13 protein-coding genes and 1 pseudogene are annotated in these 14491 nt (G+C 70.9%); 6 read left to right on the forward strand and 8 right to left on the reverse strand.

The window, feature by feature from the left end:
• The first annotated feature begins 18 nt into the window (after nt 1-18).
• The 3 genes and pseudogenes from BLU81_RS18315 to BLU81_RS52075 form a co-directional block, all read left to right on the forward strand.
• On the forward strand, nt 19-801 hold the full coding sequence (locus BLU81_RS18315; protein WP_157751666.1) for a DedA family protein: 783 nt from the start codon (nt 19-21) through the stop codon (nt 799-801).
• Nucleotides 717-1934, forward strand: coding sequence for a glycosyltransferase (locus tag BLU81_RS18320; protein ID WP_092545785.1), 1218 nt, complete (start codon nt 717-719; stop codon nt 1932-1934). Before BLU81_RS18315 ends, BLU81_RS18320 begins: the two co-directional genes overlap by 85 nt.
• Before the next feature lie 186 nt (nt 1935-2120).
• Nucleotides 2121-2534: pseudogene (locus BLU81_RS52075) on the forward strand (DUF998 domain-containing protein); the annotation flags it as partial.
• Between the two features lie 612 nt (nt 2535-3146).
• Here BLU81_RS52075 and BLU81_RS50740 read toward each other — a convergent pair.
• Nucleotides 3147-3695: a glutathione S-transferase C-terminal domain-containing protein gene (locus BLU81_RS50740; RefSeq protein WP_157751667.1), complete on the reverse strand. Its 549-nt coding sequence runs from the start codon at nt 3693-3695 to the stop codon at nt 3147-3149.
• Between the two features lie 211 nt (nt 3696-3906).
• Here BLU81_RS50740 and BLU81_RS50745 point away from each other — a divergent pair, with 211 nt between their 5' ends.
• Nucleotides 3907-4107: a hypothetical protein gene (locus BLU81_RS50745; protein ID WP_092545788.1), complete on the forward strand. Its 201-nt coding sequence runs from the start codon at nt 3907-3909 to the stop codon at nt 4105-4107.
• 44 nt (nt 4108-4151) lie between these two features.
• Here the strand turns inward: BLU81_RS50745 and BLU81_RS18340 are convergent, their stop codons facing one another.
• From BLU81_RS18340 to BLU81_RS18350, 3 genes are read right to left on the reverse strand one after another with little or no spacing between them, the layout of a single operon-like run.
• Nucleotides 4152-4820, reverse strand: a complete 669-nt coding sequence (locus BLU81_RS18340) for a response regulator transcription factor (protein WP_092545789.1) — start codon at nt 4818-4820, stop codon at nt 4152-4154.
• On the reverse strand, nt 4817-6337 hold the full coding sequence (locus tag BLU81_RS18345) for a sensor histidine kinase (protein WP_157751668.1): 1521 nt from the start codon (nt 6335-6337) through the stop codon (nt 4817-4819). The genes BLU81_RS18340 and BLU81_RS18345 overlap by 4 nt, the downstream gene beginning before the upstream one ends.
• A 22-nt stretch (nt 6338-6359) precedes the next feature.
• The gene (locus BLU81_RS18350; protein WP_092545791.1) at nt 6360-6734 is read right to left on the reverse strand and encodes a hypothetical protein; all 375 of its coding nucleotides are present in this window, start codon (nt 6732-6734) and stop codon (nt 6360-6362) included.
• Nucleotides 6735-6914: 180 nt separating this feature from the next.
• Between BLU81_RS18350 and BLU81_RS18355 the strand changes: the two genes are divergently transcribed.
• A complete protein-coding gene (locus tag BLU81_RS18355; protein ID WP_092545792.1) occupies nt 6915-7811 on the forward strand; it encodes a CPBP family intramembrane glutamic endopeptidase in 897 nt (298 codons plus the stop codon).
• Between the two features lie 147 nt (nt 7812-7958).
• Here BLU81_RS18355 and BLU81_RS18360 read toward each other — a convergent pair whose 3' ends face one another.
• Nucleotides 7959-8936: a LysR family transcriptional regulator gene (locus tag BLU81_RS18360; RefSeq protein ID WP_092545793.1), complete on the reverse strand. Its 978-nt coding sequence runs from the start codon at nt 8934-8936 to the stop codon at nt 7959-7961.
• Between the two features lie 140 nt (nt 8937-9076).
• On the opposite strand from BLU81_RS18360, the gene BLU81_RS18365 reads away from it, so the two are divergent.
• Nucleotides 9077-11080 carry a prolyl oligopeptidase family serine peptidase gene (locus tag BLU81_RS18365; protein WP_231954630.1) on the forward strand — a complete coding sequence of 668 codons (2004 nt, stop codon included), beginning with the start codon at nt 9077-9079 and terminating at the stop codon, nt 11078-11080.
• Here BLU81_RS18365 and BLU81_RS18370 read toward each other — a convergent pair whose 3' ends face one another.
• The 3 genes from BLU81_RS18370 to BLU81_RS18380 are packed head-to-tail and all read right to left on the reverse strand — an operon-like array spanning nt 11081 to nt 14491.
• A complete protein-coding gene (locus BLU81_RS18370) occupies nt 11081-12310 on the reverse strand; it encodes an MFS transporter (RefSeq protein ID WP_092545795.1) in 1230 nt (409 codons plus the stop codon).
• A gap of 23 nt (nt 12311-12333) precedes the next feature.
• Nucleotides 12334-13341 carry an L-histidine N(alpha)-methyltransferase gene (locus BLU81_RS18375; protein ID WP_092545796.1) on the reverse strand — a complete coding sequence of 336 codons (1008 nt, stop codon included), beginning with the start codon at nt 13339-13341 and terminating at the stop codon, nt 12334-12336.
• Nucleotides 13342-13378: 37 nt separating this feature from the next.
• Nucleotides 13379-14491 carry an LLM class flavin-dependent oxidoreductase gene (locus tag BLU81_RS18380; protein ID WP_092545797.1) on the reverse strand — a complete coding sequence of 371 codons (1113 nt, stop codon included), beginning with the start codon at nt 14489-14491 and terminating at the stop codon, nt 13379-13381.

The raw sequence follows: 14491 nt of genomic DNA on the forward strand, positions 1-14491 counted from the left end.
GCTACTCTCGTGGCCTCCGTGGAGGGACGACGCGGGCGTGACCTCCGCCCGAAGCTGTCCGGCATGGATCCCTACCTGGTGCTGGGGCCTCTCGTCCTGGTCGAGGGGCCGGCCGCGACGATCACCGCGGGTTCCCTGATCGGTGCGGGCGCCGCCGCGTTCTGGCCGGTCTGGGGCATCGTCGTGGCGGCCGAGGTGCTGGGCGACAGCCTGCTCTACCTGGCCGGCCGGTCAGCCGCCCGGCCCTTTGCGCGCGGCCCGGCCTTCGCACAGCAACGATCCGCCCGGCCCGCGACACCCGCCGATCCGGCGGCGCGGCCACAGCCCGACCACCTCACCGTCCGGCCGGGGCAACGGTCCTGGATGGCTCGGCTCATCGACCGCCCGACGGTGACCGCAATGCTCGACCGGCTGGCCGGGATGCCGCTGCACCGGCTGGTCATCACCGCGAAACTCGTCGACGTCGTCGCGCTTCCGGCGTTCGTCGCGGCGGGGCTGGCCGGGGTCCCGTACCGCCGGTTCCTCGCCTGGGTCGTGGCCACCGCCGCCGTACGCGGCCTGGTGTTGATCGGTCTCGGGGTCCTGATCGGCGACCGGCTGGCCGGCCTGCTGGCGCTGCCCGGCGGAATCCTGCTGCTCACCGCCGCTGTGGCGGTGCCGGTACTGACCGGCCACCTCCTGTTGAAGCGATACCTCCTGCGAAAGGGAAGACTCCCATGCGTGTCCTCATCGGCGCCGACACCTACGCACCCCACGTCAACGGGGCGTCCTATTTCGCCCAGCGCCTGGCTGTCGCCCTGACTGCCCGGCACGAGGTGCACGTGGCCGCGCCGTCACTGGGTCTCCGCAGCCACACCGTCCGGACCGCGACCGGCGTGACCGAACACCGCGTCCGTTCCCTGCCGATCCCCGGCCACCCCGGCTACCGTTTCTGCCCACCCTGGACCCCGAGCGCGACCGCCGGGCGAGCCGGTTGGGGGCTGCGGGCGGAAGCCGCCCGGATCCTCGACGAGGTCCGGCCGGATGTCGTCCATGTGCAGAGCCATTTCCCGCTGTGCCGGGCGCTGATCGAGGCGGCCCGCGAGCGCGGCCTGTTCGTCATCGCGACAAACCATTTCATGCCGGAAAACCTGCTTCATTACCTGCCCATCGGTACGGCTGGGCGAGCGAACCTGCACGGCTGGGCGTGGCGGGACGCGGCCCGCGTGTTCACCGGTGCCGACATCGTTACCGCGCCCACCCCGTACGCCGCCGCCCTGGCTACTCTCTCCGGCATCCCCGGCCCGGTCCTGCCCATCTCGTGCGGCATCGATCTCGCCCGTTTCCGCACCGAGGCCCCCACCGCCGACTTCCGGCGTGCCCATGGCTTGGCCGCCAACCCCGTCATCACGTATGTAGGACGACTTGACGCCGAGAAACATATTGACGTGTTGATCCAGTCGTTCGCATTGATCCAGCGGTCCACCGGCGCGAAGTTGCTGCTGGTCGGCACCGGCGCCGAACACCGCGCACTAACCACTCTGGCCGGCGACCTGGGCGTCGCCGAACACGTCGTCTTCACCGGTTTCCTGCCGGACGAGGAGCTTCCTTCCGCGTACGCCGCGACAACGGTCTTCGTCAACGCCGGAACCGCCGAACTCCAGAGCCTGGTCACGCTGGAGGCGATGGCCAGCGGCCGCCCGGTGATCGGCGCCGACGCCGCGGCCCTACCCCATCTGGTGCTGGACGGCGAAACCGGCTACTTGTTCCCGCCAGGCGACCCGGCGGCTTTGGCCGACTGCCTGACCAGGCTGCTCAGCGACCCGGTGCACGCGGCAGCCTTGGGCCGCCGAGCCCGAGAGGTAGCCGAACAACACGACGCAACCCACACGACAGCCGCGTTCGAACACCTCTACGCAATCCCCCAGCCGACCCCCGCCGAGGTCGCGGCATGACACCCCACCATCAACATGTACGACACCACGCCAAAACGTCCCTCCACATCAAGATGTACCGCAAAACGCCACGCCTACCCGCAACCGTCACCATGGTCTGCATCGCCGGCCGGCGGCCGGCCGAATCAACATGCACGAAGTCACGACGCGACGATCGACCGGAATCAACATGCACGGAGACACGACATGACTTTCGGCCGAAGTCAACATGGACGGCGACAAGGCGCGGGCGACCGCTGGTATCTCGGTGTGTGTCTGGGGCTGGGGCTGGCTGCGGTGGCGGGGACCGCGCTGCTCCTCGTCGGTGATGTCGACCCGATGGATCAGATGCTCAGTGACTCGGTTCAGACCTGGCCTGGCGCCGTGCTACTGGCAGTGGCGGCATGTTCTCTGGCCGCGGCTGGTGCCTGGCTGCTCGTGGGCGCGCGCCGGGTCCTGCCGCGGACCGGGCCGCTCGCGGTGATGCTGACCGTATGGTGTGGGGCTCTGCTCGCGGTGGCGGTCTTTCCCACCAACCTGCCAGGCACCGAACCCGGCCTCGCCGCGGTGATCCATCGTGTCGGCGCGGCCCTGGTCGCCGCGCTACCTCCGCTGTTCGTCCTGCTCATCGCTACCGAAACCGAGGCCGTCAGCCAAGCCGACAGGGCTCGCGAGACCGAGCTGGTCCGACAAGGCAAGTCGGACCGCGAAGAACAATCCACCGGACGAGGTGAGGCGGCCAGGCAGGGTGAAGCCGCAAGGCAGAGTCAAGCCGCCGGACAAGGTGGAACCGCCAGACCAGGTGAAACCACCAGCCGAAGTGAAGCCGCCAGACCAGGTGGAACCGCCGGACGAAGTGAAGCCGCCGCACAAGGACGAACCTTCGGGCTGGGACAAGCTGCCGGACGAGGGCAACCCGGCGGGCCGGCTGAGACGGACCGCGCCGGTGTGGAAACGGGGCGGAACCCGAAGGCGGGTGGAGGGCTGCCCGTGGAAGGAAACCCGGTGGCCGGGGGTGGCCGGGCGCGCATCGACGACGGACTGGTGAAGGGCGGGAGCCGGCTGCTGCGGGTGGCGGGGTGGGGGATGCTGGGGGTCTGTGGACTGTTTGCTGTGGTCAACGGGCCGGCGGTTCTGGTGGGGCGAGGGCTTCCGCCGTACGCGGGGCTGCTTGAACGGGTTTTGCTGGTGCTGGTGCTGGTGGCTGTCGGGGGCTGTGGGCGGGTGCTGGTGTCAGTTCCAAGGCGGGATCGTGGCGCCGGGAGTGGTGAACGAGGCGAAACGGGTGGTGTCGGCGAAGGCGGGCCGCCGGTAGAGGCGGCGGGCGTAGCGCCACAGGTTCGGGTAAGTGTGCAGGCCGGCGCTGAGGGTGCGGTCGAAGTCGACCGTCACGTCGAAGCGGACCAGGGTCACCCATAGGCGGATGTCGGCTTCGGTCAGTGCGCCGCCGATCAGGAAGTCCGTGTGTGCCAAGCGGTTGTCGAGTAGGGCGAACGCCTCCAGCAGTGCGGCCCGCGCCGTCGGGTCGGTGCGGGCCTGGGACACGTTGATGTTGACTGCGGGGCCGATCCATTCGTCAAGACGTTCGATCTCGGTGCGCAGGTCCGGTGGGTAGGTGTCGACGGCGTCGGTGGTCAGGTGCCGGAAGCGGGTGGCCAGGCCGATCGCGATGCCGGTGGCGTCGGTGCTGACCACCCGGGATGACAGGCGGCCCCACCGGGCCGGCACGGCCACATGCCCGTCGAAGCCCTCCTCGGTCGCCTCGTAAACCTGCCGGAGCAAGGTGAATCCGTTCACCGGGTCGGGGCCGTGCAAGCCCAGCCCCGGGCATCCCGGTGGTCGTCGACGTACGACATGGTGACCAGGTCCTGCAGTCCGGCCAGTGCCCGGGTGATCGCCACCCGGTGTGTCCTCCGGGCGAGGCGTGCGAGTAGCAATCCGCGCGAGACGTCTGACTAGAAGTCCGAGCGAGGCGATCCGAGTAGGCATCCGGGTGAGGCGTACGCGTCAGGCTGAGGCGACCGAGACCCGCCGGTACTGGGTGAAGTCGGTACGTTTGCGCAGGGCGAAGCCGATCGACTCGTACAGCCTGCCCCGCACCGGCATCGCCGCCGGCGAACTACGGGGCCTCCCCGAGTTCGCCGCCTTGCGAGCCGAGGTGGGCCACGCGATCCGAGACCGCGTCACGGTGTGAGGCGAAGCCCCCCGCCCGCCTTCACCGGCGGGCGGGGCACGACGTCAGGAATCGCCGTCCAGCAGCCCGGCGCGCTGGGCGAGCATCGCGGCCTGGACCCGGTTCTCGCAGCCCAGCTTGGTGAAGATCCGGTAGACGTGGGTTTTGACGGTGCCTTCGGAGACGAACAGTTGCCGGGCGATCTCGGCGTTCGACAGGCCCTGGGCCAGCAGGATCAGGATCTCCCGCTCGCGGCCGCTGAGCCCGTCGGCCTTGGCCCGGTCCCGGTCCGGGCGGGCGGTGGCGGCGGGCAGCCGGTCCAGCACCTGCCGAGTGATCTTCGGGGAGAGGTAGGCGTTGCCGGCCGCGGCGGCCCGGATCGCGTACGCCAATTCCTCGGCCGCCGACTCCTTCAGCAGGAACCCGGCCGCGCCGGCGGCGAGGGCCTGCGCGACGTACTCGTCCTGTCCGAAGGTGGTCAGCACCACGACCCGCACGGCGGGCGCCACCAGGCGGATCTCCCGTAACGCGGCCAGTCCGTCCAGCACCGGCATCTGAATGTCCAGCAACGCCACGTCCGGCCGGTGCCGCACCGCCAGTTCGACCGCGGCCCGGCCGTCGGCGGCCTGGGCGACCAGTTCGATGCCGTCCACCGGCCGCAGGATCGCGTCGATCGCGGTACGGATCAGCGAGTCGTCGTCGGCCAGCACCACCCGCAGGGGCTCGCCGGTCAAGACGGCACTTCCCGAGCTTGCTTGCCCACCAGCACCCCGTCCCGGAAACAGAATCGGTAGATCATCTCACCGCTCTCGACACGCAGTTGGTCCAGTAGGCCCGCCTGATAGTCCACGCAGCCGCCGGGTGCTCCGGTCAGGGCGACGTCGGCGTCCGGCAGCAGTTCGCGCACCTCGGCCTCCGGCTGACCGATCCGGATCGCGTCATACGTCTCCCGGTCGACCGCCACCAGCGCCGCCGTGAGCCAGGTTCCGGCCGCGCACAGCACCAGGAATCCGGCGATGGCGAGGCCGGTGAGGGCCAGCGCGATCCGGGACCGGCGTCCCTGCCGGTCGACGATCGACACGAAGTCCGGGCCGTCGGGAAGGTCCGGGAACGGCTCCGGAGCGAACGGGGTGGTGTAGCCGAGGGTGGCCGCCAGCCGGAACCCGCCGTCGGGTGTCGGCCCGTGGTACAGCATCCCGTTGGCGACCCGGACCCGTTCGGTCAGCCCCAGCAGCCCCTGACCGGAGGTGACCGACACCGTCCGCCGGCCGGGGGTGTTGGTCACCCGGGCGATCAGCGCGTCCGATTCGTACCGCAGCATCAGCACGATCGACCCGCCGTGCGCGTGCCGCAGCGCGTTGGTGAGGCCTTCCTGGATCACCCGGTACGCGGCGTGTTCGGTCATCGCCGCCAGTGGGCGCGGCTCCCCCTCCCGCACGATCTCCACGTCGGCGCCGGAGGCCCGTGCCTGGTCGGCCAGCTCGTCCAGACCGGTCAGCGGCCGGACCGACGGCTGACCATCGTCCGGGGCTAGCAGGCCGAGGATCTGCCGGAGTTCGGTCATCGCCGCCGACGACGTCTGCCGGATGAGGTCGGTCTCGTCGGTGCGCGCCATCCCGGCGTACAAGGAGATCAGGGTCAGTTTGTGGCCAAGGGAATCGTGCAGGTCGCGGGCGATGCGGGTGCGTTCCCGGGCCTGCGCCTGCCGGGCGATCTCGGCCTGCCCGTGGTGCAACTGGACGTTGCGCCGGTGCATGGCGGCCAGCAGCGTCCGGCGGCGGCGCACCAGCCGGGCCACCCCGGCCGGTGCGCAGGCCAGGAACGCGAACAGGGCCGAGGTCAGGACGGCCCACTCCGGGGTCAGCGGTTCCTCCCAGTGCATCGTGACCAGGAAGCAGACCCAGCCGGCGGCCAGTCCGGCGCCGACCTGCCACGCCCGGGCGGCGCGGTAACTCAGCGACGCGCTCAGCACCACCGTCACCACAGCGCTCTGGCCGCCGGTGCCGAGGCCGAACAGTGCCGCGGCGACGTACGCGCCGAGCGGGTGGATCAGCCGCAGCACCATCAGCACCGGTGTGGCCAGCCCGACCAGCCACGGCACCGCCGGGTGTTCGGCGGTCACCGCGGCCGGCACCGTCGCACCGGCCGTCACCAGCACGATCAGGCCGGCCTCGTAGACCAGGCGCCAGGCGCCGGCCGCGGCGATCCGTTCACGCCACCCGGACATCGGTACCTCCTCCACGACAGTCACCGGTAGATCCTGCCGGATCGATTCATTGCTGCGCGGGAATGGCCACGGCACTCTTCTCCGCGAGGGCACCGTCGACGAAACAGAAGCGCCACAGATCCGGGCCCTCGCCGGTGAGCGGGCTGATTCCGTAGTAGACACACGACGCTCCGGCCGGCGCTCCCTGACGTCCCGGGTCGCCGGGGTAGAGCTCCTGGTCGGTGACGTCACCCAGTGGTGTGGGCAGTGCGGCCAGCACCTGGCTCCGGGCGGTGCCCTCCTTCTGCGCGTCGAACTGTTCGCGGGTGATGCTGGCCTCGGCCAGTTCCTTACCGAGGCCGATCCATTGGTAGACGGTCCAGCCGAGGCCGCCGCAGATGACCGTGAGAACGATCGCGATGACGATTCCTGCCTTGCGCATGCCGATTCCTCCGTGACGCTGGAACTGTGGTGGGGACGCCCTGAAGACTTCCGGGAATCGGCACGGGAATCGTCAGTCCATCGTGGGAACGGCGACGCCCCGGATGTCAACGAAAGTCAGAGGACCGATTCGGCCGTACGACAGACGAAACGGTCCAGCAAAACCGGGACGCTCGTAGCCATGACGACAACGACCCCGTTCCACCGGCTCGCCCGCACCGACCGGCACCGCTGGTGGCGGCCCCTGCTCGGCAGCCTGCTGATCATCATCGGTCTGCCGGTGGCGCTCGCCGGCCTGTTCGGCGCCGCCGCGGCGGTCGTGCACGCCGTCGACGGCCCGGCCGACTTCCTGACCGCCGGCCCCCTGGCCGAACTCGTGGTCACCACCGTGGTGCTCGGCATGCTGACACCGTTGTGCCTGCTGGCGGCGGCCTGGGTGCAGCGGCGTCCGGCCGGGACACTGTCCTCGGTGGCGGGCCGCCTGCGGTGGGGCCGGCTGGGCCGCTTTCTGCTGCTCGCCGCGCCGGTGGTGGCGCTGATGACCGGCGTCACGATGCTGCTGCCCGGCGAGAACACGACGTTCGTGGCGTTCGACGGCTCACAGTTGGCGCTCGGCCTGGCCGTCGTGCTGCTGCTGGTGCCGTTGCAGGCGGCCGGTGAGGAGTACCTGTTCCGCGGCTGGATCCTGCAGTCCTTCGGGGCCTGGTTCGCCTCGCCGTGGCCCGGGATCGTGGTGTCGTCGCTGCTGTTCGGGCTGGCGCACGGCATCGGCTCGGCCTGGCTGCTCGCCGACGTGATCGTTTTCGGCCTGCTGACCGCCGTGCTGACGGTCCGGACCGGCGGCTTGGAAGCGGCGATCGCCCTGCACGTGGCCAACAACGTGGCCGGTTTCGGCCTGGCCCTGGCCACCGGGACCCTGGACGACACCGGCACCCCGTCCGCCACGGTGGCCCTGGTCAGCATGGCGTCGATGACGCTCTACACCTTGACAGTCCTGTTCGTGACCACCCCCAAGACCCGCACCAGGCTCCGATCCCGCCTCGCCGACGGCATCGACTTCCTGATCGCCGCCCTCTAGCTCCCCGCATGCCCCTTCCCGCGTGGTGACTTGGGGTTCGATTCGAACCCGAACTCACCACGCCAGGTGGCCCCACCGACAGCATGGTGACCTGCGGTCCGGATCGAACCCGAACTCACCACCCCGAGCGGGTGGGCACGGACGTCGCTAGTCGGGGACCTCGGTGGTCTCTTCTACCGGGTCGGACGGGCCAGAAGGGTCGGGCGGGTCGGGGGTGGAGCGGTGGGTGGGGTCGGGGCGGGGGCCGGCCAGTTCGACCAGGTGATGGCGCAGCGACTGGGCGGCGGCGGACAGCGGCCGGGCCCGGTGGTGCAGGACGCCGATCGGTGGGTGTACCGGCGGCGGGTGCAGGTGGCGGATCTCCACCGGGGAACCGCACGGGCTCTCCGCCGTCGAGCGGGGCAGCAGCCCCACACCGAGACCGGCGGCGACCATCTCGCGGATGCCGGCCGGGCCGTCGGTCTCGTACTGGACGCGCGGGGCGAAGCCGGCCGACCGGGCCGCGTCGTCGAGGATCCAGCGCAGGCCGGCGCCGTGCGGCATGGACACGAACGGTTCGTCGCGGGCTTCGGCGAGGGTGAGGCGCCCGGCGCGGGTCAGGCCGTGGCCGACCGGCAGCGCCAGGATCAGGTATTCGTCGACCAGGGGCAGCGCGTCGAAACGGGGTGGCACGTCGGCGTGCAGCGGGCCGATGACGAGGTCGAGTTCGCCCAGGTCGAGGGCGCCGAGCAGGCCGGTGATCAGGCCGGAGCGCTGGCGCAGGGCGATGCCGGGGTGGCGTTCGCGGAACCGGGCGAGGGCTTGCGGCAGGTCGTAGACGCCGAGGGAGGCGGTGGCGCCGACGGTGACGCGGCCGCTGACGACGGCGGTGATCTCGGCCATCTCGGTGCGGGCGCCGTCGAGTTCGGCCAGGACGCGGCGGGCGCGGGCGACGAACATCTCCCCGGCGGGGGTGAGGGCCACCTTGCGGGTGGTCCGGGCGAACAGGGTGACGCCGAGTTCGATCTCCAGGGCGCGGATCTGTGCGGACACCGCCGACTGGGCGATGTGCAGGCGCTCGGCCGCGCGGGTGAACCCGCCGTAGCGGGCCACCGCCTCCACATAGCTGAGCTGCCGCAACTCCACCCGGAGATGGTGACGGCCGGAGCCGGGCGCCACGCCCGACTCGGGCGTGGATCACCTGTTAGTGGCACGCCGCGGATATTCCCCGACCGGCGCCACATCGACCTTGGCAAGTACCGACCTCGATGAATAGGGTCGATCCCGTGACCGAGGATGCTTATCGCTGGCTTGAGGACCTGGACACCCCCGCGGCCCTGGAGTGGGTGACGGCCCGCAACGCCGAGACGACGGCCACGCTGTCCGGCGAGCGTTTCGCGCGCACCAAGGACGCGATCCGGGAGGTGCTGGACAGCAAGGACCGGATCCCGTACCCGAGCCGCCGCGGTGACGGTCTCTACTACGACTTCTGGACCGACGCCGACCATCCGCGGGGCCTGTGGCGGCGGACCACTCCGGAGCGGTTCCGCACCGACTCGCCGGAGTGGGAGGTGCTGCTCGACGTGGGCGCGCTGAACCGGGCCGAGGGCGAGAACTGGACGTGGAACCGGGTGAGTGTGCTGCGCCCCGGTTATGAGCGCTGCCTGATCAGCCTGTCGCGGGGTGGTTCGGACGCGGCGGTGGTCCGCGAGTTCGATCTGACCACGCGGGCGTTCGTCGACGGCGGGTTCACGCTGCCCGAGGCGAAGAGTGACGTGACCTGGATCGACGCCGACCAGTTGCTGGTGGCGACGGACTTCGGGCCGGGTGCGCTGACGTCGTCGGGATACGCGCGGGTGGTCAAGCGCTGGCGGCGCGGCACCGCGTTGTCCGAGGCGCAGACGGTGTTCGAGGGTGCGGCCGACGACGTGCTGGTCACCTCGTCCTACGATCCGACGCCCGGTTTCGAGCGTGGCCTGGTGACCCGGCTGGTGACGTTCTACCGCAGCGAGCAGTGGCTGTACCGGCCCGGCGGTGACCTGGTGCGCATCGAGGTGCCGGAGGACGCCGTCATCGACCTGCACCGGGAGTGGCTGCTGGTGACGCCGCGGTCGGAGTGGACGGCCGGTGGGGTGACGTACCCGGCCGGTGTGCTCCTCGCCGTTGATCTGGAGGTCTTCCTGGCCGGCGGGCGGGACCTGACCGTGTTGTTCGAGCCGGACGAGCGCACGTCGCTGAGCGGCTGGTCGTGGACCCGCAACCATCTGCTGCTCGCCACGATGCGCGACGTGCGGTCCCGGATCGAGATCCTGACCCCGGAGCATCAGGTGTGGCGGCGCGAGCCGTTGCCGGGGGCCGGCGAGTTCGACCACACGACCGTTCTGGACACCTGCCCGGCGCTGGACGACTCCTATCTGCTGTCGTCGGAGGGGTTCCTGCGCCCGGCGACGCTGAGTCTCGGCACGGTCGGCGGCACGATGGAGACCCTCAAACGGGGCCCGGAGTTCTTCGGCACCGACGGCATGTCGGTGCGGCAGTTCTTCGCGGTCTCCGCCGACGGCACCCGGGTCCCCTATTTCGTGGCCGGCGGATCAACCCCCGGACCCACGATTCTGTACGGGTACGGCGGCTTCGAAGTCACCATGACACCGTCCTACAGTGGACTGATGGGCCGCGGCTGGCTGGCCCACGGTGGCACGTATGTGCTGGCCGGCATCCGTGGTGGCGGTGAGTACGGCCCGGCCTGGCATCAGGCGGCGCTGCGGGAGAACCGGCTGCGGGCGTACGAGGACTTCGCCGCTGTCGCCGCCGATCTGGTCACCCGGGGCATCACCACGCCGGGGCAGCTGGGGATCTCCGGTGGCAGCAACGGCGGTCTGCTGATGGGGGTGATGCTGACCCGCTATCCGGAGCTGTTCGGGGCGGTCGTCGCCCGGGTGCCGTTGCTGGACATGCGCCGGTACACGAAACTGCTGGCCGGCAAGTCGTGGATCGCCGAGTACGGGGATCCCGACGTGGAGCAGGACTGGGCGTTCCTGCGGGAGTTCTCGCCCTATCAGAACGTGCGCGCTGATCGGGCGTACCCGCCGCTGCTGCTGTTGACCTCCACCCGTGATGACCGGGTGCATCCGGCCCACGCCCGCAAGATGATGGCGCTGCTGTCGGAGCTGGGTCACCGCGCGGCCTATTACGAGAACGTGGAGGGTGGCCACGGTGGTGCCGCCGACAACGAGCAGGCGGCCCTGTTGTGGGCGCTGACGTTCGAGTTCCTCCGGCGTGAGCTGGACTGATCAGGCGACGGCGGGCGGGGCGGGCGCCGGTTCGACGGTGAGCCGGCGCACCTCGGGAACGGTCAGCACGGCCGCGCAGGACAGCGCCATCGTCGCCGCGCCGAGCAGCAGCGGGAACGCGGTCCCCCACTGGCCGGCGAGGACACCGACCAGGGTGAACCCGAGTGGCAGGGTGATCAGCGAACCGAACCAGTCGTAGGCGCTGACCCGGGACAGGACCTGGGTGGGCACGTTGGCCTGCAGGACGGTCGCCCACAGGGTGCCGAAGACGCCGATGCCGATGCCGGCCAGGAAACCGGTCGCCATGATCACCGCGAGCGGCGCCTGCAGGGCCAGGGCGATCGAGGCGGGCACGAACCACAGCATGCCGAGGGTGGCGACCACCATCGGGTGGCGCGGGGTGAACCGGACCATCAGCAGGCCGCCGGCGACCGACCCGGCACCGAAGCAGCCGAGGATGAAACCCCAGCTCTGGGCGCCGCCGAGGGAGTCGGCGGCGATCTGCGGGCCGAGCACCAGGTAGGCCGGGACGGTGGTCAGGTGGACCAGGCCGAACTGGGCGACGACCGACCACACCCAGCGCCGGGACCGGAACTCGGTCCAGCCTTCCCGCAGGTCGGTGAGCATGCCCGGCCGGTGCGGGCGCGGGGTGGGCACGTCGCGGGGGACGGCGAACAGGAACAGGGCGCTGACCGCGTAGGTCGCGGCGTCGATGGCGAAGACGGTGGCCGGGTCGGTGAAGGCGACCAGCAGGCCGCCGAGGGCCGGGCCGGCCAGGCTGCTGAAGGAGCGGCCGAACCCGATCAGCGCGTTGGCCCGCTGCAGGCCGGACCGGTCGGTCAGCGACGGGACGAGGCCGACCAGGGCGGGGCGGAAGAAGGCGTTGCCGAGGCCGTCGACGGCGGCGAACAGCATCAGCACGACCAGGGGCACGTCGCCGGTGAACAGCCAGACGGCCAGGACGGCCTGGCTGGCACCGCGGGCGGCGTCGGTGATCAGCATGACGGTGCGGCGCGGGAGACGGTCCGCGAGGACCCCGGCGACCAGCACGAACGCGACGGTGGGCAGGCGGCCGGCGGCCAGCACCAGGCCGAGACCGGCGGCGCCGTGGCCGCTGGCGAGCACCGCGAAGGCCAGGGCCACGGTGGTCATCTGGGAGCCGAACAGCGAAGTGTAGAAGCCGGCTAGAAGGTTACGCATCGGGCGGCTGATCGGCTGCTGGCTCCCCATGACGTGGAGTCTGCCATAGATAACTACCGCTTAGTCATATTAGTCCCTTGTGTCCCTGTGATATCGCTGGATGACACGATCATGGCGACATCAGAGACTCGTCCTATTTGGAACAGACTAGTGCGCAGCCCGGCCCCGTGGAGCAGGGCGTCCACCGCCGTCCGGTCCAGGAACAACTGCCAGTAGAGCCGCAGCAGGTCACCGGTGTGCAGGTCGACGGCCCGCCGGCCGTGGGCGCCGTCGAGGTGCAGGGTGACCGGCCGGTTCAGGCGGGCGCCGCTCCACACCTCGTGGCGGGCCGGGTCGAAGCCGCGTTCCGGGTCGTACCAGTCCGGGTCGATGTTGAGCAGGTCGAGACCGAGCCGGTGGCTGGGCGGCAGCGGCGGGGCGGCCTCGATGGCCCGGAACGGCGCCCGGCCGAGGGTGTCGAACCGCGCCGTGATCACCAGCAGGTCACCGGGGCCCAGGTGCGCGGCGAGGTGGCGCAGCAGCAGACCCGGGTCGGCGGCGTTGAACAGGGTGCCGCCGGTCAGCAGCACGAGCCGGGCACCGCCGGCCGGTACGGTCTCCCGGAAGTCGCCGTGGGTGAAGGTCATCCGCCCGGCCTCGGCGGGGAAGGCCCGGGACAGCCGGGCGGCGGTCATGGCGAGCAGTTCCGGGCTGATGTCGATCGCGTGGTAGCCGCCGAACCGGCCGGCCGCGAGAAGCCCGGTCAGCAGCCCTTCGGCGGGGCGGCCGGTGCCGGGCCCGAGGTCGAGCACCGGGACCGGGCCGGGCGGCAGCAGGCCCAGCAGTTGCGGCACGTGCTCTTCGAGGAGCAGGTCGCTGGCACGGGGCCGGCTGAACCGCGTCGAGCCGGTGTCCTCGGTGACGGCCCGCCACAGTTCGGCGCCGTCGCCGAGGAACGTCAGCTCTTGCGGGAACTCACGGCGCTGGATCAGGGCGTCGGCCACGGCATCCGCCTGAGCCCGCGAAAAGGTGTGCTGGAAGCGCTGGTCGGGCGCGACCACACGTACATCGATGCCGGTCACTCACGAGATGATAGGTGACCGGCATCGATGGCCGCGATCAGGCTGACCAATGTTTGGCGAGCAGCTCGTAGGAACGGACCCGGTCGGCGTGGTCGTGGGCGATCGTGGTGATCAGCAGCTCGTCCGCGCCGGTGACCCGTTGCAGGGTGTTCAGCCGCTCGACCACGGTCTGCGGCGACCCGGCGAACTGGGTGTCGACCCGGTCCGCGACGATCGCCCGGTCCTGGTCGGTCCACGCGAACACTTCGGCTTCCTCGATGCTCGGGTACGGGACTGCACCGAGGCCGGTGCGGATGCTGCGGACCCAGACGCCGAACGGTTTTGCCAGGTGCCGGGCGGTGGCGTCGTCCTCGGCCACCAGCACGTCGGCGGAGACCATCACCCGCGGCTGTTTCAGGGCGGCGGACGGCACGAACGACGCCCGGTACGCCGCGACGGCCTCCAGGATCTTCGCCGGGGCGACGTGATAGTTCGCGGCGAACGGCAGCCCGCGGGCACCGGCCGTGCGGGCGCTCTCGCCGCCGGAGCTGCCGAGCAGCCACACCTGGAGGTCGGCGCCGGCACCGGGGGTGGCGACCACCTCGTTGCCCTCGTCGTCGGCGACCGGCCCGGCCAGCAGAGCGTCGATCTGGTCCAGGGCCTCGGTCAGGCCGAGCGGCTGCGCGCCGGGCTGGGTGAGGAAGCTGCCGGACAGCTGGCTGCGCTTGGAGGCGAAGATCGGCGCCCAGTCGAAGTGCTTCGGGATGAGCAGCCCGTCGACGATGTGGTCGCCCACCTCCGCCTGCGGTTTCGCCGCGGCCTTCTCCACCCGTGCCTGCCCGGAGCGGCCCAGCCCGAGGTCGAACCGGCCCGGATACAGGGCGTCGAGCAGCCCGAACTGTTCCACGATCGACAGCGCGGTCAGGAAACCGGTCTGCACGGCGCCGGAGCCGAGCCGGATGTGTTCGGTGACGGCGGCGATCTGGCCGAGCAGCAGCGCCGGCTGTGAACTGGCCACGCCCGGGGTGAAGTGGTGTTCGGCCACCCAGTAGCGGTGGTAGCCGAACTGTTCGGCCCGTCGGGCCAGATCGAGGGTGCGGCGCAGGGCGTCCGGCACGTCACCACCGGAGACGAGCGGGGCCAGATCGAGGATCGAGAGTGGTACGGGCAT

Source organism: Actinoplanes derwentensis, assembly GCF_900104725.1.
Classification (GTDB): Bacteria; Actinomycetota; Actinomycetes; order Mycobacteriales; family Micromonosporaceae; genus Actinoplanes; species Actinoplanes derwentensis.